At 36.3% G+C, this 26352-nt stretch carries 22 protein-coding genes; 5 read left to right on the forward strand and 17 right to left on the reverse strand.

Annotated features, from left to right (window positions below; genetic code table 11):
* The first annotated feature begins 111 nt into the window (after positions 1–111).
* The 3 genes from BM157_RS08290 (at position 112) to BM157_RS08300 (ending at position 3377) form a co-directional block, all read left to right on the forward strand.
* Positions 112–825, forward strand: coding sequence for a LytR/AlgR family response regulator transcription factor (locus BM157_RS08290; protein WP_090140659.1), 714 nt, complete (start codon positions 112–114; stop codon positions 823–825).
* 11 nt (positions 826–836) lie between these two features.
* Positions 837–2177 carry a sensor histidine kinase gene (locus BM157_RS08295; protein WP_090140661.1) on the forward strand — a complete coding sequence of 447 codons (1341 nt, stop codon included), beginning with the start codon at positions 837–839 and terminating at the stop codon, positions 2175–2177.
* 276 nt (positions 2178–2453) lie between these two features.
* Positions 2454–3377, forward strand: a complete 924-nt coding sequence (locus BM157_RS08300; protein WP_090140662.1) for a Fic family protein — start codon at positions 2454–2456, stop codon at positions 3375–3377.
* A 115-nt stretch (positions 3378–3492) separates the two neighbouring features.
* On the opposite strand, the gene BM157_RS08305 is transcribed toward BM157_RS08300, so the two are convergent.
* From BM157_RS08305 to BM157_RS08325, 5 genes are all read right to left on the reverse strand, one after another.
* On the reverse strand, positions 3493–4602 hold the full coding sequence (locus BM157_RS08305) for a hypothetical protein (RefSeq protein ID WP_090140664.1): 1110 nt from the start codon (positions 4600–4602) through the stop codon (positions 3493–3495).
* A 10-nt stretch (positions 4603–4612) separates the two neighbouring features.
* On the reverse strand, positions 4613–6016 hold the full coding sequence (locus tag BM157_RS08310) for a hypothetical protein (protein WP_090140666.1): 1404 nt from the start codon (positions 6014–6016) through the stop codon (positions 4613–4615).
* Between the two features lie 308 nt (positions 6017–6324).
* Positions 6325–6903 (reverse strand): QueT transporter family protein, encoded by a 579-nt coding sequence (locus BM157_RS08315; RefSeq protein WP_090140668.1) that lies wholly within the window; start codon positions 6901–6903, stop codon positions 6325–6327.
* Positions 6904–7168: 265 nt separating this feature from the next.
* On the reverse strand, positions 7169–8656 hold the full coding sequence (locus tag BM157_RS08320; RefSeq protein ID WP_022502025.1) for a UxaA family hydrolase: 1488 nt from the start codon (positions 8654–8656) through the stop codon (positions 7169–7171).
* Positions 8657–8921: 265 nt separating this feature from the next.
* Complete coding sequence (locus BM157_RS08325; protein ID WP_090140670.1) at positions 8922–10436, reverse strand: tagaturonate reductase; 1515 nt, start codon at positions 10434–10436, stop codon at positions 8922–8924.
* 582 nt (positions 10437–11018) lie between these two features.
* Between BM157_RS08325 and BM157_RS08330 the strand changes: the two genes are divergently transcribed.
* Entirely contained in the window at positions 11019–12023 is a 1005-nt protein-coding gene (locus BM157_RS08330; protein WP_022502027.1) for a LacI family DNA-binding transcriptional regulator, read from the forward strand.
* Between the two features lie 21 nt (positions 12024–12044).
* Positions 12045–13451 carry a glucuronate isomerase gene (gene uxaC / locus BM157_RS08335; protein ID WP_090140672.1) on the forward strand — a complete coding sequence of 469 codons (1407 nt, stop codon included), beginning with the start codon at positions 12045–12047 and terminating at the stop codon, positions 13449–13451.
* Positions 13452–13625: 174 nt separating this feature from the next.
* Here the strand turns inward: uxaC and BM157_RS08340 are convergent, their stop codons facing one another.
* From BM157_RS08340 to infB, 12 genes are all read right to left on the reverse strand, one after another.
* Positions 13626–14180, reverse strand: a complete 555-nt coding sequence (locus BM157_RS08340) for a hypothetical protein (RefSeq protein ID WP_090140673.1) — start codon at positions 14178–14180, stop codon at positions 13626–13628.
* Between the two features lie 2 nt (positions 14181–14182).
* Positions 14183–14947 (reverse strand): PilZ domain-containing protein, encoded by a 765-nt coding sequence (locus tag BM157_RS08345; protein ID WP_022502030.1) that lies wholly within the window; start codon positions 14945–14947, stop codon positions 14183–14185.
* 273 nt (positions 14948–15220) lie between these two features.
* Positions 15221–15964 (reverse strand): YebC/PmpR family DNA-binding transcriptional regulator, encoded by a 744-nt coding sequence (locus BM157_RS08350; protein ID WP_022502031.1) that lies wholly within the window; start codon positions 15962–15964, stop codon positions 15221–15223.
* Between the two features lie 69 nt (positions 15965–16033).
* Positions 16034–17386, reverse strand: coding sequence for a putative bifunctional diguanylate cyclase/phosphodiesterase (locus BM157_RS08355; protein ID WP_090140675.1), 1353 nt, complete (start codon positions 17384–17386; stop codon positions 16034–16036).
* Positions 17387–17580: 194 nt separating this feature from the next.
* Positions 17581–18000, reverse strand: a complete 420-nt coding sequence (locus tag BM157_RS08360) for an HIT family protein (protein ID WP_022502033.1) — start codon at positions 17998–18000, stop codon at positions 17581–17583.
* Between the two features lie 121 nt (positions 18001–18121).
* Positions 18122–20206: a polyribonucleotide nucleotidyltransferase gene (locus BM157_RS08365; protein WP_055174490.1), complete on the reverse strand. Its 2085-nt coding sequence runs from the start codon at positions 20204–20206 to the stop codon at positions 18122–18124.
* A 212-nt stretch (positions 20207–20418) separates the two neighbouring features.
* Entirely contained in the window at positions 20419–20685 is a 267-nt protein-coding gene (rpsO, locus tag BM157_RS08370) for a 30S ribosomal protein S15 (protein WP_022502035.1), read from the reverse strand.
* A 238-nt stretch (positions 20686–20923) separates the two neighbouring features.
* Positions 20924–21850, reverse strand: a complete 927-nt coding sequence (locus BM157_RS08375) for a bifunctional riboflavin kinase/FAD synthetase (RefSeq protein ID WP_022502036.1) — start codon at positions 21848–21850, stop codon at positions 20924–20926.
* A 31-nt stretch (positions 21851–21881) separates the two neighbouring features.
* Entirely contained in the window at positions 21882–22790 is a 909-nt protein-coding gene (gene truB, locus BM157_RS08380; RefSeq protein ID WP_055174488.1) for a tRNA pseudouridine(55) synthase TruB, read from the reverse strand.
* A 23-nt stretch (positions 22791–22813) separates the two neighbouring features.
* Positions 22814–23767, reverse strand: a complete 954-nt coding sequence (locus BM157_RS08385; protein WP_055306539.1) for a DHH family phosphoesterase — start codon at positions 23765–23767, stop codon at positions 22814–22816.
* 13 nt (positions 23768–23780) lie between these two features.
* Positions 23781–24155 carry a 30S ribosome-binding factor RbfA gene (gene rbfA, locus BM157_RS08390; protein ID WP_022502039.1) on the reverse strand — a complete coding sequence of 125 codons (375 nt, stop codon included), beginning with the start codon at positions 24153–24155 and terminating at the stop codon, positions 23781–23783.
* Positions 24156–24240: 85 nt separating this feature from the next.
* Positions 24241–26352: translation initiation factor IF-2 (infB, locus tag BM157_RS08395; protein WP_090140677.1), on the reverse strand; the 2112-nt coding region annotated here is incomplete at its 5' end.

Consider the following 26352-nt stretch of genomic DNA (forward strand, 5'->3'; position numbering starts at 1 on the left):
TTATCATATCAACCTACATTTTTCAACGCGAACAATGTAAATTTCTATGGAATTTTATCAAAAAGAAATATATAATAACGTAAGTATTAATTGTTAGAAGTGGAGATTACTATGAAGATTGCCGTATGTGATGATGACCAATACGAATTAGGTATAATAAGAGAACTTTTAGATAATTATGAAGCCTCATCTAATATCAGCTTCACAGTGAAATATTATAATAGCAGTGTCGAGCTTGCTTCTACTGCTGGATTTGAGAAGTTTGACATATATTTTCTTGACATTATTATGCCAGTAATGAACGGACTTGCACTCGCTAAGGAAATCCGTACCTTTGATAAAGCCGCACCTATAATATTCTTAACTTCATCTTCCGAATTTGCAGTAGACAGCTATGAAGTCAAGGCATTTAATTACCTGTTAAAGCCCGTGAACAAAGAACGCCTGTATACTACGCTTGATGATTTAATAGACTTCTTTAACATCGAACAGACAAACAACATAATTATTAAGAACAATTCAGGTATACACAAAATCCGTACAGCTGATATTGTCTATGCGGAAGCATTAAACCGCAAGGTAACTATTCATCTTAAAAATGGAGAACACATAACATCAACCGACGTATTCTCCTCAATATGTGATACACTTAGTATTCACAAAGAATTTACGCTTCCACACCGTTCATATATTGCTCAGATGAACTACATAAGTACTATTATTAGTAATGAAATTCATCTGAGCAATAACAAAACAGTTCCATTGGCACAACGCCGTGTCGTTGAAATCAAGAAGCAGTATTTAACTTTCCAGATGGAAGAATAACAGGGGGCTATATGGATATTTCTACTTTATTAAATCTTATTAATTATATCTTTGTTCTTATCTTTGGCATTATTGTATCATTTTATTTTGCTGATATACGCTTGGAAGATAACCATAAGCTGTTTATATATACAACTCTCACATTTGCGTTATTTCAGGCTGTATGCTATCTGCTACTTGGTCAGAATGTGCTTTATAAAAGCTATCCTTTCCTTATACATATACCTTTAATTCTTGTCATAAGATTTGTCTGCCATAAGAATATATACATTTCATCAATTGCAGTTCTGTCGGCTTATCTTATGTGTACCCCAAGAAAATGGTTCGGCACTGCTGCCGCTTACATTTTCAAAGATATTCCTATGATATCAGATATTGTAACTATTATTATTACAATCCCACTTATATTTATTGTAATTAAATACATTTCTCCTTACATAATAAGGCTTAAGAACGAATCAAAGACCATTATATCAATGTTCTTTCTCCTGCCTCTTACTTATTATATTTTAGAGTACGCATTCACTGTATACACAGACCTGTTATACCGCGGAGAAGCTGTTGTTATAGAATTTATGGACAGCTTTATTGTCATACTCTATTTTATATTATCAACAGTTATACTGGCTCTGTTAAATAAGAAAAATACCGCCGAGCGTGAAAATATCATTCTCTTGGCTGCAGCTGCACAGGCAGAAAAAGAGATTGCCCAGTTATCGGACTATCAGAAACAGGCAGCTATATACCGCCACGACCTTCGACACCATATGAACTTTATACAAAGCTGTCTTAATGATAACAGCTACGCACAGGCACAGGATTATATCAGGGAGATATGTACCAGTCTTAACAACAGCCAAATAACAAGATACTGCGCTAATGAAGCTGTCAACCTTATATTATCTTCCTATATTGCCAAAGCTGACAAATATAATATCACCACACAAGTGTCAGTTACTGCCGCCAACCTTGCTGACTACAAGCCAACTGACCTTTGCAGTCTATTTGCAAATGCACTTGAAAATGCCATAAATGCCTGCAAGCTTGTACAGACAGCCAAGACATCTATTAATAATTCATATAGCAGCATATCCGACACTGCTTCTGACTACGGCGAGGTTAATTCAAACCGTATTATCACAGTAAAGGTGTTTGATAAAAACAATAAATTATGTATTAATATCACCAATACTTATGCTGTTGAACCTATATTTGTAAATAATACTCCTGTATCGGATAAAGCCGGCCACGGTATCGGTATTAGAAGCATAATATCTGTGATTGAGAAATATAACGGTGTATATGATTTCTTTACTGAGGATGGGTTGTTTTATTTTCAGGCGTGTATATAAATATACACCACCATAAAAAGGACTGTCATTTATGATGACAGTCCTTTTTCATTATATTAATTGTTTTTCAATAATTTATTTAATTTCTTATCAAAAGTTTTAATATCGTATCCCTTCATATACTAATAATTATATCTATATATATTATACCCACAAAATGCCTTTACAGCAACTACCAAATTAGTGAAATTATATTGCTTTCAATATCTAAACATTAAATATTTACAAATCTAAATATATATAATATACTATGTATGTACAGAAAGGTGGTATTCTATGATTTCATACAAAAAATTATTTCTACTAATGGAAGAACAGGAAATCACAAAAGAAAAGCTAAAAAATAAAATCGGAATTTCCTCAGCAACTATGGCAAAGCTCTCCAAAAATGAAGATGTTTCAATGTCAACAATTCAAAGTCTTTGCGATTTTTTTGACTGCCAGCCCGGTGCTATTCTGTCATATGAAAAAGAAATTGATAAAAATACTACTCTTTTCAGACTTCGTGAAGAAATGGAAATGAAACTAAAAGGGGGTCTATATCATCAGACCCAGATACGCATAGCTTATAATTCAAATCATATGGAAGGAAGCCGGTTGACAGAAGAACAGACACGAAGTATCTATGAAACCAAGACTATAGGTATTACTGATGGCGTTGAAAAAGTAGATGACATCATAGAAACTGTTAATCATTTCAGATGTTTTGATTATATTTTAAAAATTGCGGATAAAGAACTTTCCGAAGATATTATAAAACATATTCATCTCTTATTAAAAAGCGGAACAACGGATAGTCAAAAAGAATGGTTTGCAGTTGGCGATTATAAGAAACGCCCTAATGTCATTGGTGATATGATTGAAACAACACACCCTCCCAAAGTCCCAACCGCTATCAAGAGTCTATTAAAAGACTATAGGGAAAACAGCAATATAACCTTTGAGGATATAATTGATTTTCATTATAAATTTGAAAAAATACACCCATTTCAGGACGGAAATGGACGTGTTGGCAGACTTATAATGTTTAAAGAATGTCTGAAAAATAACATCTGCCCTTTTATTATTTATGATACTATGAAAGATTATTATAGACGAGGCTTAAATGAATACAATGATGAAAAAGGTTATTTACTAGAAACCTGCCGTGCATCACAGGATGAATATAAGAAATTGTTGGAATATTTTGAATATATTTAAAAGAGCGATGTCATTAAATAGCATATAACATATACCCCTAGATTTTGAAACACTTTAAAATCTAGGGGTATATTATAAAATGCACTTGTTATTAATACATTTTTATTTGTGTACACTAATCATTCCACAAAGGCATTTTACGATAGTTATAACCGTCAAATAAGAAATGATATTCGCTTCCATCAGGATATACAACAATCCATTGCTGTGTCTTTGCAGTAATTTTTCCACTTGTTTTAGGATATCTTATCTGTATGCTTCTAAATCCATTTATAGCCTGTTTGAACTCTGGCGTGCTTTTAATGCTTTCATATAATGAATCACTATCTTCATAATGCCAATAGCTTTCCTGAAGATTTAATGTTCCGTCTGCTTTATATACAATATTATTATCAAAATTATTCTGACTAGCAGAATCTCCAACATATCCTATACTCATAAAATATTGTTTATTAAAATAAAAATTATCGCCATCATATTTAAACATATAATAATAATCTAATCCATCAGGATAAATATAATACTGTACATCTTTTGGAGAACCATTTTTTGAAACATTCTTACCTTTTTCTCCAACCAATGACCATCTTCCACTTACAGGTATCCCCTTCGATTGGGCTTTACTTATAAGCTGCTGAAACTGGCTGTTTGAACCTATCGCATTCTGAAACTCTTTCCAGCCTTTGTATGACTCCCAGTAGCTCTCCTGCAAATTCAAAGAACCGTCAGCATTGTATACAATATGGTCAGAAGACACATCCTGATTAACATTATTATCATCCGCAGCTACTCCTTCCTCATCATCTGAACCACTATTATCACTAGAAATGTATTGCTCTTGTGATTTATTATTAGATACATCATTATCATTTCCTGCTAATTGTGATTGTTCATCTGACTCCGAAGTCTCTTTCGATGCTTCTGTGTCATCTTTTTGTGCTATATCATTATCACTATTCTCTGCACTCTCATTATCTGTTGACACGGCTTTGTCATTATCTCCATTTTTATTAATGTTGCTTTTATCTATAGTGCTTTCTGTCAATACCTGACTGTCTGCTCTGCTTTCAATGGTCGCTCCTGCAGTATCTGAAGTATCTCTGTTTCCTTTATTTATAATATTGACAAGCACAGCAACAATTATAATAACAGCTATGACTAATATACTTATCATTAAATATACATATTTCTTATTATTATTCAAAAAATCCTTAAGTGTATTCATTCCATTTATTCTAATATACTTTCTTCATCTTACCATATTTAATAACGCCTGTTAAAGCGAATATGATACAAGCCACATATATGTATACATTATTACTGTCAGATGTTTGTGGTGTATCTACATTTTCATCTGTTGGTGCAGAAGTATCTGTAGAAGCATTTTCTGTATTACTCTCTGTTATCTGTGTATCCTGTTCTGTATCTTTAGAACCTGAACTAATATACTCAGGTGCTTTATTTGTCACAACATAACTTGAACAATGTTCCTGCTTTACTGTTATGTATCCTTCTTCATCAACTACTACTGTCTGTGTGTCTGCAAATGTATTATCGTTATTCATATATGAGTAATATAATGTCTTTCCTGCATACTGTGTTCCCACTGGTATACGGATACTTGCTGTTGCTGGAAGCTGTCCTGAATAATTAAACTTCACCTGTGACACGAAATTATCCTTTGTTACATATGATGGCATTGTGTCTGCATAAGCTGGATTAATCGTTGTCGAAAAGTCATATTCGTTCTTTCCATCAACACTCTTCATTGTTCCCTTTGCAAATGTAAATGTAACATTGTTATTAGATTTAATTACAATATCCTTATTCTCATTTTCCTTTAAAAGCTTTGTAAAGGTTTCATTGTCAACAACCTGTGTGTCCTTGTCTGTTGCATCATATGTATATGTGTTATCTGTTACATCATCAGTCTTATCATCTGTAACTTTGGTTAAATGAAGGACTGTCTTATCTATCATATAGTCAGGCATCATAATTACATTATTATTCCGCTCCTCGCCATCTGAAGCTTCATATTTAAGATTTATATAAATAAAATCAATATTATAGCTATTCCTCACTACTGCCTGAAATTTTCCATCATCACTTTTGCTATTATATAACTTGGTAAATTGTGCCTTCTGATATTTCTTTTCACCTGAGAAGCCTTTAAAGATGATTGGCATAACTTCAAAAGCGCCAACAAAGCCACCGCCAATAACACCTTCCCCTTGCAGACACACTGCTTTTCTGTCAAATACAAGCTTTCCAGACTCGTCTCTGCTTAATTCATATGCATAAACATCTACTTCTTTAGCAGCATCTATACCATATGCCGACTTATCTGCATCAATTCTTAATGTACTGTCCTCATAGAAAATATTCATCTGTCGGCTGTCATCATCATCAAAATATCCAAAATATTCCTTAAATGCCGCCGAATCTTCTTTGTCCATTACATATTTGACACCATTTTTATTTACAGTATCATCATCTTCCCAATAATAAACTGGCTTATCTGTCACCTCTGCCGCATTAACGCTTACTTTTCCAGTCACACCACCAAATAATGTTGTTGCAACTACTGCTGTCGCTGCAATTACTTCTATGCAGCCTGTCAATTTCTTAATCAACCTCATATTTTTCTCCTTTAAATGTAATTTAAGAATTTACTTATTATAAAATTTTCACATTTAATAAATTCCTGTTACATTTTACCCCCCCCCCGGTATTTTTTTGTCAAGGGCTTTAATTGTGTAAATTCTTATTCAAACTTCCCGTTTTATGAAGCTCGGGAACTTACTTATTACGCAACAAATCATTTCTATTAATAACAGAACAGGCAGCATTCCCATAATGCCGCCTGTTCTGTTATTTTCTTATATCAACTTTTCTTTTCCTGATTGTAATCAGGTATATCAAACATTTTGTTTAATTCTTGTACCAATTACTCCACGCCCTTAAATATCACGTTTCTCACCGGATTAAGTGCGAATAAAAGCAACATTCCAATAACACCACACACAATGAATTCGCTTGCTCCGATTGTCACAAAGAACATAGCAAATATCCCCTCTGAACCATAAGCATATCTTAATACAAATGGTACTATAAGTGTATTCGCAATAATTGGTGGTAATGGTGCAAGCCACTTATTCTTCCTTAACGCATAAGTTCCTATTGCGCCGATAAGTGTCGCAATGCTTCCAAATATTATATCCCATATAGCCGCACCGCCTAAGATGTTAGATAACAGACAACCTACGAACAATCCCGGTATCGCCGCTGATGTAAAATATGGCAGAATTGTAAGTGCCTCTGCTATTCTGAACTGTATAGGTCCGAAGCTGCAATAGTTAAACATAATAACAAGCACAACATAAAGTGCCGCAATCACGGCCGCCTGTGTAATAAACGCAACCTTAAACTGTGCACTTTTAGTATTTCTATTACCGCTGTTATTTTTATTATTATTTTCAATAATATCTTTATTCTTATCCTCTTTACCTTGATTTAATGTATCCATTTTATTCTCCTTTAGTTTTGTTTTATGTGTGGAAGGTTTCGAACACACATTACTATAATCTCTGCATATATGAAACATATCACTGACACATTCCGTATAAGCAGCATTCACAGACACATTATAAGACGGACAGAAATGTAAATATCTGCCCGCCTTAATCTTATATGTCACTATATTTATATGCTGTTATTCAGAGCCACGCAAAATCTGAAAGATACACAACTGCCTCTGAAAAACAATTAACACAATCCTTAAAATTTGTTAATTAGAGAGTTACACCCTGCTTAAAGATAGCTAAATCGTGGAAGCCAGCGATTTCAGCCTTTACCTTCTTACCAGAAGCAACATCTAATACAAGCTGGAAGAGTTCCTTAGCTGCATCTTCAAGTGGAAGGTCATCTGTTACAATTCTTCCTGCGTTGAAGTCTATCCAGTTGCTCTTATTGCCAGCAAGTCTTGAGTTAGTAGCAATCTTTACTGTAGGTACTGGTGATGCAAATGGTGTTCCACGTCCTGTTGTAAAAAGAACCATCTGTGCTCCTGCTGCTGCACAAGCTGTTGAAGCAACAAGGTCATTACCAGGTGCGCTAAGAAGGTTAAGTCCCTTATCAGATACTCTTTCACCATAAGCTAATACACCCTTTACAAGTGATGAACCAGACTTCTGTGTACATCCAAGTGACTTATCTTCAAGTGTTGTGATACCACCATCCTTGTTTCCTGGTGATGGATTCTCATAGATTTCCTGACCATTCTTGATGAAGTACTCTTTAAAGTCATTGATAAGGTGAACTGTCTTCTCGAAAAGTTCCTTGTTAGCACATCTATTCATAAGGATAGTCTCTGCACCGAACATTTCTGGAACTTCTGTAAGGATAGTTGTACCACCCTTAGATACGAGCATATCTGAGAAAAGACCTACTGTTGGGTTAGCTGTGATACCTGATAAACCATCAGAACCACCGCACTTCATACCAACGATAAGATGCTTAGCACTAACCTTTTCTCTCTTAAATGTAGCAGCGTAAGACATAAGTTCCTTCATAATACCTTCAGCAGCTTCCTGCTCATTTTCTACATCCTGAACCTGTAAGAACTTAACTCTGTCTGGGTTAACTTCACCGATATAATCCTTAAGAACTTCAATACGGCTGTTCTCGCAACCAAGACCAAGTACAAGTACTGCACCAGCATTAGGATGGTTGATAAGGTCAGCAAGTACGTGTCTTGTATTCTCCTGATCCTCTGTTACCTGTGAACATCCGTATGGATGTGGGAAAGCAACAACTTCATCAACACCTTCTGGCTTGTTAGCTCTTGCTGTAGCTTCGATTGCTCTTGCTATTGAATTAACACAGCCAACTGTTGGGATAATCCATACTTCATTTCTTACACCAACTGTACCATTTTCACGCATATATCCTTCAAAGAACGCTTCCTCTGTTGGCTCAACGTCCTTATGTCCTTCTGGATTGTATGTGTATTCAAGAAGTTCACCGAGAGCTGTCTTTAAGTTGTGTGTATGAACCCAGCCACCAACTTCAATATCAGACTGTGCGAAACCGATTCTGAAACCATACTTTATAACTGCATCACCCTTCTTGATAGGCTTGATAACAAACTTATGTCCCTGAGGGATATCTTCTATTGTAGTAACTTCTGTACCAGCAACATTAAGTGTTGTGCCCTTAGCGATTGGCTTAAGAGCTACTGCAACATTATCATCTTTATTAATCTTAATAAAATCCTGCATAACTACCTCCTGTAATTAATATAATCTCTATGTATCATTAACCACGTACATCATAGAATTATGAAATTCAATGATTACATTCATATCATAACATTTTTATTATAACAATAAAAGGGTATAAATACACAATACCTCTTACATAACTTAAGGGCGGATGAAAAAGAACACCCGCCCTTATTAATGCTTTAAAATACGATATAAATCAATGCCGAAACTTATATTCAGCTAAGGCTTATAAATACTTTGCTGCAAACTGCCAACGCAATTATGCTAACTTTTCATCATCAAGAGCTAAATCGTTAACTACAGCTCTCATGCCTCTTTCTCTGATATCTGTAATATATCCTGTGATAACTTCTTCAAGGTCAAGAACCTTAGTAAGGTCTTCGCCACCGAAGAACTTAGTATTGCTTAAGTAAGCGTGTGTGAATTCAGCTGGTGTCTTACCAGAGTTATCTCTGAAGAAATCAAGTACAGCCTTATCATCTGTGATGTTGTACTCTTCACCGTTTCTGTCACCCTTTAATACAATACCGCCGTTGAACTCAGCTTCTGTCTGTGATGTATAGAAGCTCATAAGTGCTGCGATAGAGAATGTAAGGTACTTAGGAAGCTTGTTAAACTTCTTAACATATCCTAAGAATGAAGGAAGACATCTAGCTTCCCACTTAGATACAGAGTTAAGTGAAATGCTTAATAATCTGTGATCTACGAATGGGTTAAGGAATCTGTCGATAACAGCCTTAGCGAATTCTTCACAATCTTCCTTAGAAAGTGAAAGTGTAGGAATAACTTCATTGTAAAGTGTTTCTTCCATATACTTTCTGATAACTGGATCCTTCATAGAGTTCTCTACGTTATCGTTACCAGCAAGGAATGATGCTAATACGAATGATGTATGTGAACCATTAAGGATTCTTACCTTTCTTTCCTTATATGGATGATGATCCTTTGTAAATACTACATTAAGTCCAGCTTCCTTGAATGGAAGTTCCTTCTCAAGCTGTTCAAGTGGAAGGTTAGAATCACTTTCTACAACCCAGAGACCGAATACCTCAGCTCTGTCGATAAGCTGATCTTCATAGCCCCACTCTTCGCAAAGCTTAGCAGCATCTTCTCTTGGATAACCTGGAACAATTCTATCAACAAGTGTTGGGCAGAATGAGCAGTAATTGTTAACCCAGTCCTTGAATCCATCTTCAAGATCCCAGAGTTCTATAAACTTCATAATGCACTTCTTTAATTCGATACCATTATCAGCGATAAGTTCGCAAGGAAGTAAGATAAGTCCCTTATCTGCTGCTCCGTTGAACTTCTGGTATCTCTTGTAAAGAAGCTGTGTAAGCTTACCAGGATATGTCTTAGGAGGACGAGCATTAGGATCGTTATCTGTCTCGTCAAATACGATACCTGCTTCTGTTGTATTAGAAACGATAAATCTAAGTGTTTCACTTGTACCATATTCAATGTACTTGTCATAATCTTCGATAGCTGCTACAGCATCAACAACAGATGTAATCTGACGTGTGATTTCCTTAGGCTGTCCATCTACGAAACCTCTTAACTGAAGTGTGTACTGGCATTCCTGATCGTGGAATCTTTCAAGTGTACCAAACTCGATTGGCTTAACGATAACAACACCACCATTAAAATCTGTCTTTTCGTTAGTAACATCGAAGATATAATCTACGAATGCTCTAAGGAAGTTACCTTCACCAAACTGCATAACCTTTACAGGTCTGTCAACTGCATGTGTAATACTCTTGTTTAATCTCTGCATATTATTCCTCCATTCCGCCCACTTTAAGGGCATCTCAGCTCCACGCAGGGCGTAGACACTGACTATGAAATATCCCAGTGTTAATTAAAATATTAAGATATTCCATATTTAACATTATTGTAGCGCAGTATCACTCAGCTTTGCCGGACTACGCATTCTTAACCAGTAAATGGTATCCAAAGCGTATGTAAGCGCTTTCATTATCTTTCACAGATTATGATATACTCAAAAACATTTTTAGTCAATACTTATTTTTGTATACATTATTGTCTGTTAAATTTAATTATCAGTTATTGTTCTTCACTCATTACTAAACAATTGCACAACTCTTTAATGGTAATAATTAAGTACAATAAAAATACACTTTACATACTTGCTTTTATAATAATACCATTGTATAATCAGTTTATCAATATGTAAGTGCTTACATTAAGTGTTTTTTATGATATTTTACTACTTTTATAATTACACAATTCTGTTAATTATAATTATTCATCATAATTAATGGCCTAATGATCAACTGCACCTATATATTACATTAATGCAAGCGTTGTCCAGAGCTTACAAGAATGAGGTTAATTTATGAATATATATGATGTTTCCAATAAAGCAGGAGTATCTATTGCCACTGTTTCCCGTGTTCTTAATGGTAATGCCAAAGTATCATCAGCTACAAGAAACAAAGTATTAGATGCTATGAAAGAGCTTGATTATACACCAAATGTATTTGCAAGAGGCTTAGGACTTAATACAATGAAGACCATAGGTATAATGTGTATTGACTCCTCTGATATTTACCTTGCTAATGCTGTATATTATCTTGAACAGGAATTAAGAAAGCATGGTTATGACTCCATACTCTGCTGTACAGGTAAGGATTATACTAATAAGAAGAAATATCTTGAACTCCTGTTAAGCAAAAGAGTTGACGGCATAATACTTGCCGGTTCACAGTTTGTTGAGAATACCAATATCCACAATAATGATTACATAATTAATGCAGCTAAGGATATACCTATTGTCTTAGTGAATGGATACCTTGATGCACCTAATATATATTCTGTTATGTGCAATGATGAAATTGCCATATATAATGCAACTAACCTCTTGATTAATAATGGACATCGTAATATAGTCTACTTATACACAAGCAAGTCATACAGCGGTATGAACAAATATGCAGGATATATGAAAGCTTTGAAAGAAGCAGACATTTCGCTTCCTGAAGATTACAGACATCTATGTGGCAAGAACATTTCGCACGCCAAGGAATACCTTAATTATCTTTATAATAAAGGTATCGAATTTGATGCTGTTGTAACTTCTGATGATTCGCTTGCAGCAGGTGCAGTCAAATATGCACACTCCCACTCCATCAGTGTTCCTGATGAGCTGGAGATTATAGGGTTTAACAACTCGGTTCTTTCCATATGCACTGAACCAGAGCTTACATCTATTGACAGCCACGTTGAACAGCTTTCAACTAAAGCAGTAGATGTTCTTATGAAGGTATTGTGCGGTGAATCTGCTGATAAACACAGCATTATCACTGCTGATATTATAAAACGCAATACAACACATTTTTAATTCACAGGAGGATTATGTACTATGAAACAATTCATGGACAAAGACTTTTTACTTTCAACACCTACAGCACAGCACCTCTTCCACGACTATGCTGACCAGATGCCTATCGTTGATTATCACTGCCATATCAACCCTAAGGAAATCGCAGAAGACAGAAAGTTCGAGAACATTACACAGGTATGGCTCGGCGGTGACCACTATAAGTGGCGTCAGATGAGAACTAATGGTGTTGATGAGAAGTACATCACAGGTGATGCTACAGATCGTGAAAAGTTCCAGAAATGGGCTGAAACACTTGAAATGGCTATCGGTAACCCTCTTTACCACTGGAGCCACCTTGAACTTCAGAGATACTTCGGTTACAACGGTATCTTAAATGGTGATACAGCCGAAGAAGTATGGAATCTTTGCAACGCTAAGTTACAGGAAGATTCTATGTCAGTTAGAAATCTTATAAAGCAGTCAAATGTTAAGTTAATCTGTACAACAGATGATCCAGTTGATTCACTTGAATGGCACAAGAAGCTTGCAGAAGATGATACATTTGATGTACAGGTACTCCCAGCCTGGAGACCTGACAAGGCTATGAACATCGAAAAGCCTGAATATCTTGACTACCTTAACACATTATCAGATGTAAGTGGAATTAAAGTTAACTCTTTTGCTTCTCTTATGGATGCTTTAAGAAACAGAATGCAGTTCTTTGATTCAATGGGATGCTCAGTATCTGACCATGCTCTTGAATATGTTATGTATAAGCCATACACAGATGAAGAAATCGAAGCTTTATTTGCTAAGAGATTATCTGGTAAAGCTATCACAACAGAAGAGATGAACAAGTTCAAGACAGCATTTATGGTATCTGTTGGTAAGGAATACAACAAGCTTAACTGGGTAATGCAGTTACATTATGGTACTATCCGTGATAACAACGTATTCAGATACAATCAGTTAGGTCCTGATACAGGCTTTGACTGCATCAACACTTATGACTGTTCAGCAGAGATGGCTCAGTTCCTTAACGCTCTTAACAGCACAGATGAACTTCCTAAGACTATCATCTACTCACTTAATCCATCAGTTAATGCTGCTATCGGTACTGTTATTGGATGTTTTCAGGATTCTAAGGCTGTTGGTAAGATCCAGCAGGGTTCAGCATGGTGGTTCAATGATCATAAGGTTGGTATGACTAACCAGATGACAAGTCTCGCTAACTTAAGCTTACTTGGCAACTTCATCGGTATGCTTACAGATTCAAGAAGCTTCTTATCTTATACAAGACATGAATACTTCAGAAGAATTATGTGCGAGCTTATTGGTGGATGGGTTGAGAACGGTGAATACCCTAACGATGAGAAGGCTCTTAAGAAAATTGTTGAAGGCATCTCTTACAACAATGCAGTTCGTTACTTTGGTTTCGACTTATAAAATCAAGCACGGACAAATAGTATTATAGACATTCATTTGTTAATAATATTAAACTAAAATCCGCTGTATATTGAAATGTAAAATCAATATACAGCGGATTTTTATATCTTTAATCCTTAAGGCTCTTTGGCAAAAGCTGACAAAGACCACTTAGTAATTATTCTCTTTGTTTCATTATTTCTTATCTTTTCTTCTCATTGCAACTGGCTTTCTTGATACATTCTTCATCTCACTCTCATCAAGTGTATGCATCTTGCCATTGTAATCCATCTTATGCTTTGGCTTCTCTCCAACATATACCATAGATGAATTATCCCTGCTAAGCTTAGCTGAACACTCCGGACAAAATCTTCCGTATCTTATCTCTGCACCACACATCTGGCACTTAATATATGAACCAGAACCATCTGGTATCTCAATACGGCCCTGATATAAGAACTTCTGTATAGTCTTAACGCTTACACCTGTTGCATCAGCTATTGTGACTGCATTCTGTGGTCCGTGCTTTTCAAGATAATCTCTTATCTTGCCAAATTCAGTAAATTCTTTATTACCACATTTAGGACATTCATATACCTCTCCATATGCATATATCATTCTCGTGCCACACTTAGGACATTCCTTAAGCATTGTATAATGCTCATCAAGTTCTGCCCTCATATTAATCTTCATCTTTTCATCGTCATTGATATGCTGTCTGTTGTCAACAACTCTTTTATTATTCTCCAACTTTACCCCTTCTTTCTTTTACCCTGTTTCTTGCTGTCCTGATTTGCCTGTGCTGCCTTTAGTGCTGATTCATATTGTGTAGGTTCTCTTAAAGACCTCTTTAGTGCTTCCTTATTAGATTCCCCTGAACTACGTGAACTACGGCTTGCAGCAAGGAACTGTCTTTGCTTCTCATTGATATAACGTGCCACATCAATATTGCAGGATGTAAGTGTACAGCCATAGATAATCTTCTTCTCACCTACTGTAACCTTTCTTACAATATTTCCAATAAGGCTTATACCTGTCTTCATATCATTAAACACCAGTCTTACAGGAAGATTCTCTGCATCTATATCTTCAATTTCAACAAATGAGAAACCATTCTCACTTATATCCTTAAGAATAACATTAACAGCTTTCTTATTAGAACCTATCTGGACAACCGCTCCCAGACCAAGAAACAATCTAAACGACTCTCTTCGGTTCATCTCAAATCCTTCCCCTGATGCAACTATCTTGTATACATTCTTTCCATTATTCTGGACAGTCGTTATTCCGACACCTTTCCATACTATAGGATTCTTTTCTTCTCTTAAATATATTAAATTAACCATCAAATGCCCTTCACTATTAAATGATAGTATCTTACCATCTATCCTTATCGGCTGGGCATATATATAATTCACTCCTGATTCTACACACTGTGAGTGAAATTCCAACTTTCTTTCCTTAAGACTGACCTCAATAGTTAAATTACCTTCAGCCGGAACTTCCTTAATTATCATTAATCATCTCCAGAAATATATAAATATCCATATATTCAATTAAACGTAATCAAAAATATTTAATTAAATAATAACATTTTTCACGCTTATTGAAAAGTTGTTTTTTGACATTTTAGACAACATTTTAGACATTTTCCACACATTCTATTGGAATTTCCTATTACATAAAATAAAGACTGCTAATATATACTAACATACCAGCAGTCTTTTTATCATAAACACATATAACCATAAAATGATATATAATCATCTAATGGCTACGCTATATTGTTATTATTCCTCGTCCTCAATTGGCTCGTCCCAATTGTGGTATACATTCTGAACATCATCTTCTTCATCAAGAAGTGCTAATATTCTTCTCATCTTCTTAATATCATCTTCTGATGTGAGCTCTACCATTGTCTGTGGAATCATTGTAACTTCTGCTGAAGCAAATGTAATTCCTTCGTTAGAAAGTGCATCACTTACTGTGCCAAAATCATCTGGAGCTGTAGTAATCTCATAGCTGTCTTCTTCTTCATTGAAGTCATCTGCACCTGCATCAAGGGCAATCATCATAAGATCATCTGCATCCTTATCACAATCTTCCTTAGCAACGATAATCTGTCCCTTATTATCGAACATAAATGATACACAGCCAGGTGTTCCTACATTACCGCCACCCTTAGTGAATGCATTTCTGATGTTAGAAGCAGCTCTGTTTCTATTGTCTGTTAATGCCTCAACTATAATAGCTGTTCCGTTAGGACCATATCCTTCATATGTAACTGATTCAAAGTTAGACATATCTGTACTTGCAGCCTTCTTAATAGCTCTTTCAATTGTATCATTAGGCATATTAGCAGCCTTACACTTAGTAACAACCTGTCTTAACTTACTATTATTATTAACATCAGGTCCACCTTCTTTAACGGCAACCATAATCTCCTTACCAAGTCTTGTAAAAATCTTACCCTTAGCAGCATCATTTGCAGCTTTCTTATGGGCTATGTTAGCAAATTTTGAATGTCCTGACATTTTATTTCTCCTTTAATCTACTTATCTTCTTATTTCTAATCTAAAAATACACCGACAAATATTCTATCACTATCTGGCTGAATTTTCAAGCAATTTAGCAAATTCTTCAATAGGCATAGGTTTATAATAATAGTAGCCCTGTGCATACATACAGCCATTCTCCTTTAAGAAATCAGCCTGCTCTTTTGTCTCAACACCTTCTGCAATCATATCTATTCCAAGTTCATTAATCATTCTTATGACATTGCCAAGAAGTACTTTTCCTTTATCTGTTGCTATATCATCAACAAAGGTCTTGTCTATCTTAACTTCATCTACACGCTCGCTCTTTAACATTCCAAGAGAAGAATATCCCGAACCGAAATCGTCCATTGAGAACTTAAAGCCATATCCCTGCAATGACTGAACCTTCTTAAAAAGACTGCCCTCTTCCTTAGTAAACGCACTTTCTGTTATCTCTAGCGGAATATACTTAGGATCTATACCATATTCACCGGCCATATTCTTTAAATTCTCTGTGAACTTTTCCTGATATACATGCATTCTTGATACATTAACTGATATAGGAACCGGTTCAATACCTTTATCTTCCATCATCTTAATACAGGCACATACTTTGTTCCATATAAAATTATCCACATCAATTACATATCCATTCTTCTCAAGAACAGGTATGAACTGGTCAGGATATATCATCTCCTTATCGTTCTGCCATCTTACAAGTGCCTCTCCGCCAATAATATGCCCATTGTGCATATCAACCTTGGGCTGTACATATGCTTTTATGTAGTCATTCTTAAGTGCCGGAAGCACATCATTTTCTATCTTCTTCTCCAAAAGCATAGACTCACGCATAGCATTATCATAAAACTCATATGTCTTAAATACCTTGCCCTTAATCTTCTTAATCGCAAGATCTGCGTAATCACACATAAGGCTTACATCCATATTATTATGATTAATACATATTCCAAATGCGGGAAGAACTTTGCACTGTATATTATACTGGTCTATTCTACTCCTAATCGAGTTAACAATATCAATAAGCTCCTGCTTGTCATCAAATGATGTGCATAACACAAATATGTCAGCCCTGAAATGACCTGCAACACAGAATTCCCCCTCATAATCACAAAACAATCCTGATATGTACTTAAGCAGCTTATCCGCTTCTTCACGTCCACAAAACTCATTAACTGTCTTAAAATGGTATATATCCATTCTTATAACAGCGAACTTCTTATCACTGTTATTCTTCATAAGTTCATTAGCTTCATAAAAGAATGCCTTAATTCCATATAGACCTGTAAGCGGCGATTCATTCTTCTTAGCGTTAAGATCAGCCATCTTCTTCAACGAATAAAGATATAATTCATCACTCACAATCTTAGAATTTGTAGTATTATCTCCCGCATTTCCCATATTAATCTCCGTTCCTACATCTTTCTATAAATGTATATCAAGATTACTTATTGCAAATTATATCATATTACATTAAAAAAAGCAAAAAATATTGTGATATTGCATAAATTTTATACCAATATCACAATATTTTGTATGCATTCTTATATTTTCTGCAAAAGCAGCAGAATTATATGTTAAAACACCACTTAATCTTAAAGGTTAGCTTTAATCTTCTCAATCATAGCAGCATATTCTTCATCTGTAAGGTATTTCTTATCTGGATTCATAAGGAATACTCCACCCCATTCATATTCGTCCTTATACTTAGGACAAAGGTGGAAGTGAAGATGATGTCCTGTATCTCCATATGCACCATAGTTAACCTTATCTGGGTTAAACGCTTTCATAATTGCTCTTGCAACTCTTGCAACATCCTCAAAGTAAGCTGCTCTTTCTTCTGCTGTAAGCTCGTTCATATCACCTACGTGCTTCTTATGCGCAACGATACATCTTCCCGGATGACTCTGCTCCTTGAAAAGATATACCTTAGATGTCTCTAATTCGCATATCTTAATACCGAACTTTGCAACAAGTTCACCTTCCATACAGTATGCACAATTCTGATCTACCATATCTGTATCCTCCTTATAATTAAAATCACTATAAATAACTAATAAGCAGTCAAGCCAGCAGGTCAAACTGCTTATCAGTTAATATCTTTATATATCAATTATTAAATGTCTGAACTATCAATTATTCAGCATCTTTGATGGAGAAGCTTATTCTTCCCATCTTATCCTTACCCATGCACTTACACTTGACAACGTCACCAAGAGTAAGAACATCTTCTACCATATTAATTCTTTCCTTAGAAATCTTAGAAATGTGAACCATTCCTTCCTTTCCAGGTGCGAACTCAACAAATGCACCGAATTCCTTAATACTTACAACTTTACCTTCGTATATCTTTCCTTCTTCAAATTCATCAACAATAGTTCTGATATACTTCATAGCCTTATCCATACCAGCCTGGTCAACACCACATACTGATACAAAGCCGTCATCTGTGATATCAATCTTAACACCACATTCTTCGATGATGGCATTGATAACCTTACCACGCTGTCCAACAACTTCACCAATCTTAGCCGGATCAATTGTAGTCTGGATAATCTTAGGTGCGAATTCACCTACAGTCTTTCTTGGTTCAGCGATAGCTGGCTTCATACAAGTATCCATAATGAAAAGTCTTGCTTCTCTTGTTCTTCTTATAGCTTCTTCTACGATAGGACGTGTAAGACCATGAATCTTAATATCCATCTGGATAGCTGTTATACCTTCTGTTGTACCAGTTACCTTAAAGTCCATATCTCCGAAGAAATCTTCAAGACCCTGAATATCTGTAAGAACAACATAATCATCATCTGTATCACCTGTTACAAGGCCACAAGAGATACCTGCAACCATACTCTTAATTGGAACACCAGCAGCCATAAGTGACATACAAGATGCACAAGTTGAAGCCATTGATGTAGAACCATTAGACTCGAATGTCTCTGACACAGCACGTATTGCATATGGGAATTCCTTTTCTGAAGGAAGTACTGGAATAAGTGCTCTCTCGGCTAAAGCTCCGTGTCCAATCTCTCTACGTCCTGGTCCTCTTGAAGGCTTTGTCTCACCTACGGAGTATGAAGGGAAATTGTAGTGATGTATATATCTCTTAGTTGTAACATTATCATCAAGTCCATCCACCTTCTGTGCTTCTGATAAAGGAGCAAGTGTTACAACGTCACATATCTGTGTCTGTCCTCTTGTAAACATAGCAGAACCATGAACTCTAGGAATGATATCAACCTCTGCTGCAAGCGGTCTTATCTGGTTGATTGCACGTCCATCAGGTCTCTTATGGTCTTTTAAGATCATCTTGCGGACAGTCTTCTTCTGATACTGGTAAAGAGCTTCACCAAGTAATGCAAGATATTCTTCATTATCAGCAAATGCTTCTTTCATCTTTTCCATTATCTCATCAATGTTCTTATCTCTAGTCTGCTTGTCATCTGTGAATACAGCAACTTCCATTTCTTCTGGAGATACTACCTGTTTCATAGCTTCAAACATCTCTGCTGGAATAGCACAGCTCTCATATGAGTGCTTTTCTTTTCCAACTTCTGATACAATCTTCTCAATAAATGCAATGATTGTCTGGTTGATATCGTGAGCCATATATATAGCTTCAATCATCTTGTCCTCTGGAATGATATTAGCACCGGCTTCAATCATAATAACCTTCTGCTTAGTAGAAGCTACTGTAAGCTGAAGATCACCTTCCTGCCACTGAGCCTGTGATGGGTTAATAATGAATTCTCCGTCAATCATACCAACCTGTGTCATAGCACAAGGACCATCAAATGGAATATCTGATATACAAGTTGCAATAGAAGCTCCAATCATAGCAACAAGCTCTGGACGGCACTCTGGATCTACTGCCATAACCATATTATTAAGCGTAACATCATTACGGTAATCCTTAGGGAATAAAGGTCTCATAGGTCTGTCTATTACTCTTGATGTAAGAATTGCATTCTCAGAAGCCTTTCCCTCTCTCTTATTAAATCCGCCAGGTATCTTACCTACAGCATACATCTTTTCTTCAAATTCAACACTTAATGGGAAGAAATCAATTCCTTCTCTTGGCTCCTTAGATGCAGTAGCTGTTGAAAGTACCACTGTATCACCATAGTGCATAAGAGCTGCTCCGTTAGCCTGTGCACATACTCTGCCGACATCAACTCTTAATGTTCTGCCAGCTAATTCCATTGTGTACTGTTTAAACATAAATTTCCTCGTTTCCGCCTGTTATGGCTTGCTTAATTGTATTAACAGAAAGTCCGAAACAACTCAAAAACCCACTTAATTAAGTACGCTTTTGAGTGGTCTCGGTGAAATCTTTCTGTTATTAGCTTAATAATAAGTAATTACTGCCTGATTTGCAAGCATATTACCAAAAGAAAAAGGCGAAGTTATACAACTCCGCCATAAATAATTAATTACTTTCTGATTCCTAAACGTTCGATTAAGTTTCTGTAACTTTCGATGTCGTTCTTCTTTAAGTAAGAAAGTAAAGCTCTTCTCTTACCAACCATCTTTAAAAGACCTCTTCTTGAGTGATGATCCTTCTGGTTAATCTTTAAATGTTCTGTTAATTCAGCAATTCTTTCTGTTAAGATTGCAATCTGAACTTCTGGAGAACCTGTATCTCCTGCTTTTCTTCCGTAATTAGCAATAATTTCTGCTTTCTTTTCCTTAGATATCATTGTTGATTCCTCCTAAATATTAATCACCTGCCACCAAGCCTGGGGTCGGAGTGTCCCGTATCTGAGTGACGGCTCATACGTTGATAATATATCATAACACCAATATGAAATCAAGTGGATTTACAAAATAATTTCAAGATTTCAAGACATTTTCAAAATTTAATTTTAATTTAATTTTATCAAAATCACTTCAAAAATATCTTTTCAAAAACAATCTCAAAATATTTCCATTTATCTTTTATTGTATAAGAAACATCTCTTTAGCAAAGCTTGCATCACTTTCCATCTGCTTCTTTAATGCCTCAACATTTTCAAACTTCATTTCCTGCCTTAAGAAATGATAAAGTGCCACCTCAACCCTGTTTCCGTATACATCTTTATCAAAGTCAAATACATTAGTCTCAACGCTCACTTCATATCCATCACTTATTGTCGGCTTAGTACCAAGATTAGTAACACCATAATACCAGACACCATCTATTAATATTCTGGATGCATATACTCCGTTCGGTGGAAGAAGCTTAATCTCTGTAGGATATACATTAATGGTAGGTATCTCTAACTTCCTGCCAAGCTGGTTACCCTTGGCAACAATTCCTGTTATCGAATAAGGTCTGTTAAGGAGCACATTGACTGTCTCCATATGACCTAACTTTAATTCTTCCCTTACATATGTACTGCTTATATCTTTATCCTGAAACTTCTCTTTCTCTACAACAATGGTTTCATAGCCATATTTAGCTGCATTACTTATAAGAAATTCCACATTGCCGCTTCTATCCCTGCCAAAGCAATAATCAGTTCCAACGACAATTACCTTTGCTTTCAATTTATTAATCAATATATCACTTACGAATTCTTCTGGTTCCATATTCATAAGTGTTGTAGTAAATGGATACTCAACCTCGACATCTATTCCATAATTCTCGCATAACATTCTTCTCTCCGAATTAGTAGATAAAAAATGCTGGTTCTTCTGAGGACAGATACTAAGCGGAATTCTGTCAAATGTAAACATAACCGACAAAAGTCCCTGTTCCTCTGCTTTCTCTTTAACTATGGATATAAGCTTCTGATGTCCAAGATGAACACCATCAAACTTGCCAAGCGTTACAGCGCTGGACCTTTCCAGCTTGAAATCCTCCGTTCCGTGTATGTATTCCATACTGGTCTACACCGCCTTTCAGGTACATCATTTATCCTTCATAAAACATCTTCTCAAGGACAAACTGTCCCGCAATATACTGATATATGCCAACAAATGTATTGCCAGAATCATATATCCTGAATTTCTCCATATCAAGAAACTCACAATCTTCATTAACAACCGCTTCTAAAGGAAGCTTATTGCCATTATACAAAAGCTTGTTGTAAGCTTCATCTACTGTAAGTCTGGTATATGACGGAAACATAGAATCAATGCTGATAATATGTTCTTCCATCTCTCCCTTAATCATATAAGCTGCTATCTGATTAAGTGTAAGAGTATCATCAATAAGAAAATCCCCCACTCTTGTTCTTATAAGCTCCATCATACAAGCTCCACAGCCAAGTTTCTCTCCTATATCCTGACACAACGTCCTTATATAGGTTCCTTTGGAGCAGTCTACAGTAATTGTAACCGTCTTAATATCATCTTCAAGGTTAATATCATTAACCCTCAAAGAATTAATCTTTATACGGCGCGGTTTTCTCTCAACCTCTACCCCTGCTCTTGCAAGCTCATAAAGCTTCTTTCCATTAACCTTAAGTGCCGAATACATTGGGGGAATCTGATCATATTCTCCCTCAAAGCTGCTGCAAACTTCCAATATCTGTCTTTTAGTGACATTAACCTCTCTTGTCTTAAGAACAGTTCCCGATGTATCCTGAGTATCAGTAACTGTACCAAGAAGCATTACAGCCTCATAGGTCTTAGTCCAGTCTGTAATCATGGAACACAGACCCGTTCCTTTACCAAGACACACCGGAAGCACGCCAACTGCATCAGGGTCAAGTGTACCGGTATGACCTATTTTTTTCATATGAAGAATTCCACGAAGTTTTGCAACCACATCGTGTGATGTGAAACCTTTTTCTTTGTATACATTAATAATTCCGTTCATACCAACTTAACCTTTCTTAGTGATTACTCCTGTGCATACTGCTGTTCAATCATTTCGCCTATTCTGTTGACGATTTCATATACAGTGCCTTTAGCATTAAAGCCGGCAGCCCTTATATGTCCGCCGCCGCCAAAGCAGGCAGCTATCCTGCTTACATCAATCTCTTTCTTAGAACGAAGACTTACCTTATATTCATTCTCACCTGTTTCATATAAGAATATTGCAACTTCAACTCCATCCGTAAGCCTTAACTGTTCAATAATTCCTCCGAGCTCTCTGCCAGTAACTCCATAGAAATCCATTTCATCTCTTGTCACGCTTGAGAATATACATTTTCCGTCATAAAAAAGCACGCTTTCAAGAAGCGCCCTTCCAAGAATCTGGTTCTGTACATAAGACTTCTTATAAAAGCTATTATCTATTATATCAGAATAATCTATTCCCATCTGCATCATCTTTCCTGCTATCTCCATAGTGTGGAGTGATGTGCAGCTATATTTGAATACACCTGTATCATGTATAATACCTGTGTATATACATTCAGCAGTATTCCTGCTTACTTTACCGGCATCAAATGTGTCATAAAGCACTTCACACGCTGAACTCGCTGTTGGAATAACATTATTAACATCTGCAAAACTGTCATTACTTATATGATGATCTATACATATAGTCTTATCCGCATTCTTAAAGCCGTCTGCGAATGGCTCTATTCTGTCTATTGAACTGCAATCAAGAACAATAAATGCATCAAACTTCTTATCCGGCTCAATAACATTTTTTATAGCATCAAAACCATTAAGATATGATAATTTGTCTGATGGCTGTTCAAGATAAACATTTACATCTATATCTGGTGCATTATCCTTTAAATAATTATACAGACCAAGCACTGAACCTGTGCAGTCACCATCTGGTCTTATATGCCCTGTTATACCAACTACTTTTGCAGCACCTAACTCTTCAATAATATTCATATATTACACCTTCTTACTTATTATGACTATCACTATCTTTCTGTGTAACTTCGTCTATAAGCTTAGACATATTAATTCCGTACTCAATTGACTGGTCAAGAATGAACTTGATTTCTGGTGTATTTCTTAAATTCACTGTTCTAGCAAGTTCTCTTCTTATATAGCCTTCCGCACTCTTAAGTCCTGTAATAGTGTCCTTTTGTGACTGCTCATCGCCAAGTACACTTATATATGCCTTACAAGTCTTTAAATCTGGTGCGACCTCAACAGATACAACCGATGTCATCGGATTGATTCTTGGGTCTTTGATTTCACTACGGATTATATTGCTTAGCTCTTTTAATACTTCCCCATTAATGCGGGTATTCTTAACACTATTTTTACGCATATACTCCTACTTTCTAATATATAATTATATCACTGTCAAAACCATATAGTCCAGAAAATTCAATTTTCTGGACTATCGGATAACTCTATCTAGGCACTTCTACCATTATATGAGCTTCTACAAGATCGCCTTCCTGAATCTGGCCAAAGTTCTCAAATACCATACCACATTCAGAACCGCCCTTAACTTCCTTAACATCATCCTTGAAATGCTTAAGTGTAGCGATAGGACCTTCGTATATCTGCTCTTTATCTCTTGTAATTCTTACAATTGAATCCTTAGTAATTCTACCCTCTGTAACGATAGCACCGGCAATATTACCAACACCAGAAGCCTTGAATATCTGTCTTATCTCAGCATGACCGATAATCTTTTCCTCATATATAGGCTCAAGCATACCCTTAAGAGCTGCCTCAACATCTTCAATTGCATTGTAGATTACACTGTAAAGTCTTAAATCAACCTTTTCTCTCTCAGCAACTATTCTCGCCTGATTATCAGGCTTAACATTAAAGCCGATGATAATAGCATTAGAAGCAGAAGCTAACACAACGTCTGACTCATTAATATTACCAACGCCGCCATGGATAACCTTAACGATAACTTCTTCATTAGAAAGCTTAACAAGACTCTGCTTAACAGCCTCGACTGAACCCTGTACATCAGCCTTGATAATAAGGTCGAGTTCCTTCATATTACCAGCCTGAATCTGCTCGAACAATGCATCAAGTGATACTTTATGCTTAGTATCATCAAGAAGCTTCTTCTTGCCTTCTGCAATAAATGTATCAGCAATATTTCTTGCTTCCTTCTCACTCTCTGTAGCCATAATAATTTCACCAGCATTAGGAACATCATTAAGACCGAGAATCTCTACAGGCATAGATGGAGTAGCTTCCTTAACTCTTCTTCCAGTATCATCAATCATAGCTCTTATCTTACCATAACAAGAACCTGCAGCAACTGCATCACCAACTCTTAATGTACCCTTCTGTACAAGGATAGTCGCAACTGGACCACGTCCTTTATCAAGCTCCGCTTCAATTACGATACCTCTTGCCTTACGGTTAGGGTTAGCCTTTAACTCATTAACCTCTGCTGTAAGAAGAATCATCTCAAGAAGTTCGTCAATACCTTCCTTAGTGTGAGCTGATACTGGAACAAATGTAGTTGAACCACCCCAGTCTTCTGCGATAAGTTCATATTCTGTAAGTTCCTGCTTAACCTTCTCGATATTAGCATTAGGCTTATCAATCTTATTAACAGCAACGATAATTTCAACGCCCGCTGCCTTAGCGTGGTTAATAGCTTCGATTGTCTGTGGCATAACGCCATCATCAGCTGCTACTACAAGAATAGCAATATCTGTAGCCTGTGCACCACGCATACGCATAGCTGTAAACGCTTCGTGTCCAGGAGTATCAAGGAATGTAATCTTCTGTCCATCGACATCCACCATATAAGCACCGATCTTCTGTGTAATACCGCCTGATTCCTTAGCTGTTACATGTGTTTCCCTGATTGCATCAAGTAAAGATGTCTTACCGTGGTCAACGTGTCCCATAACACAGACAACTGGTGGTCTTGCAACCATATCGTCCTCTGACTCTTCATCTTCCTTAAGAAGTTCTGCAATAACATCAACCTTAACTTCGTGGTCACATATGCAGTTGAACTCAAGTGCTATTTCTTCTGCTGTATCATAATCAACTTCCTGGTTAATTGTTACAACCTTGCCCTGTAAGAAAAGCTTCTTAACAATTGCAGATGGCTGAACCTTCATCTTATCAGCAAGTTCCTTGATAGTAAGGCTGTCTGGTAAAATGAGCTGCTTAATTGTCTCTTCTTCCTTCTTCTCCTGCTTTGGAGCCGGTTTCTTCTCTAACTTGCTGTTAGCAAATTTAAGATTTTCCTTTGCCTCATTATCTTTCTTTCTGTCATTCTTTCTTGAATCATTCTTTCTTGAGTCTGGTCTTCTTGAATCTGGCTTTGTCTCAAAAATGAAATCGTCCTTAGGTGCTGAAGAACCTCTGTCATTTCTTCTCTGACCAGAGAATCCCTGACCATCTCTTCCTGAGCGTCCGCCGTTCTGGCCGTTATTATCCCTGTTCTGGTAACCGCCATTACGGTCATTGTTTCTATCGTTTCTATAACCGCCGTTATTACGGTCATTTCTATAACCATCTCTGTTCTGGCC

The organism is [Lactobacillus] rogosae, from assembly GCA_900112995.1.
GTDB classification, from domain to species: Bacteria; Bacillota; Clostridia; order Lachnospirales; family Lachnospiraceae; genus Lachnospira; species Lachnospira rogosae.

Excerpts from the sequence above, each read along its gene's own strand:
- BM157_RS08290 (WP_090140659.1), top strand. The coding sequence starts at position 112 with ATGAAGATTGCCGTATGTGATGATGACCAATACGAATTAGGTATAATA.
- BM157_RS08295 (WP_090140661.1), top strand. The coding sequence starts at position 837 with ATGGATATTTCTACTTTATTAAATCTTATTAATTATATCTTTGTTCTT.
- BM157_RS08300 (WP_090140662.1), top strand. The coding sequence starts at position 2,454 with ATGATTTCATACAAAAAATTATTTCTACTAATGGAAGAACAGGAAATC.
- BM157_RS08305 (WP_090140664.1), bottom strand. The coding sequence starts at position 4,602 with ATGAATACACTTAAGGATTTTTTGAATAATAATAAGAAATATGTATAT.
- BM157_RS08310 (WP_090140666.1), bottom strand. The coding sequence starts at position 6,016 with ATGAGGTTGATTAAGAAATTGACAGGCTGCATAGAAGTAATTGCAGCG.
- BM157_RS08315 (WP_090140668.1), bottom strand. The coding sequence starts at position 6,903 with ATGGATACATTAAATCAAGGTAAAGAGGATAAGAATAAAGATATTATT.
- BM157_RS08320 (WP_022502025.1), bottom strand. The coding sequence starts at position 8,656 with ATGCAGGATTTTATTAAGATTAATAAAGATGATAATGTTGCAGTAGCT.
- BM157_RS08325 (WP_090140670.1), bottom strand. The coding sequence starts at position 10,436 with ATGCAGAGATTAAACAAGAGTATTACACATGCAGTTGACAGACCTGTA.
- BM157_RS08330 (WP_022502027.1), top strand. The coding sequence starts at position 11,019 with ATGAATATATATGATGTTTCCAATAAAGCAGGAGTATCTATTGCCACT.
- uxaC (WP_090140672.1), top strand. The coding sequence starts at position 12,045 with ATGAAACAATTCATGGACAAAGACTTTTTACTTTCAACACCTACAGCA.
- BM157_RS08345 (WP_022502030.1), bottom strand. The coding sequence starts at position 14,947 with ATGATAATTAAGGAAGTTCCGGCTGAAGGTAATTTAACTATTGAGGTC.
- BM157_RS08350 (WP_022502031.1), bottom strand. The coding sequence starts at position 15,964 with ATGTCAGGACATTCAAAATTTGCTAACATAGCCCATAAGAAAGCTGCA.
- BM157_RS08355 (WP_090140675.1), bottom strand. The coding sequence starts at position 17,386 with ATGGGAAATGCGGGAGATAATACTACAAATTCTAAGATTGTGAGTGAT.
- BM157_RS08360 (WP_022502033.1), bottom strand. The coding sequence starts at position 18,000 with ATGGTAGATCAGAATTGTGCATACTGTATGGAAGGTGAACTTGTTGCA.
- BM157_RS08365 (WP_055174490.1), bottom strand. The coding sequence starts at position 20,206 with ATGTTTAAACAGTACACAATGGAATTAGCTGGCAGAACATTAAGAGTT.
- rpsO (WP_022502035.1), bottom strand. The coding sequence starts at position 20,685 with ATGATATCTAAGGAAAAGAAAGCAGAAATTATTGCTAATTACGGAAGA.
- BM157_RS08375 (WP_022502036.1), bottom strand. The coding sequence starts at position 21,850 with ATGGAATACATACACGGAACGGAGGATTTCAAGCTGGAAAGGTCCAGC.
- truB (WP_055174488.1), bottom strand. The coding sequence starts at position 22,790 with ATGAACGGAATTATTAATGTATACAAAGAAAAAGGTTTCACATCACAC.
- BM157_RS08385 (WP_055306539.1), bottom strand. The coding sequence starts at position 23,767 with ATGAATATTATTGAAGAGTTAGGTGCTGCAAAAGTAGTTGGTATAACA.
- rbfA (WP_022502039.1), bottom strand. The coding sequence starts at position 24,155 with ATGCGTAAAAATAGTGTTAAGAATACCCGCATTAATGGGGAAGTATTA.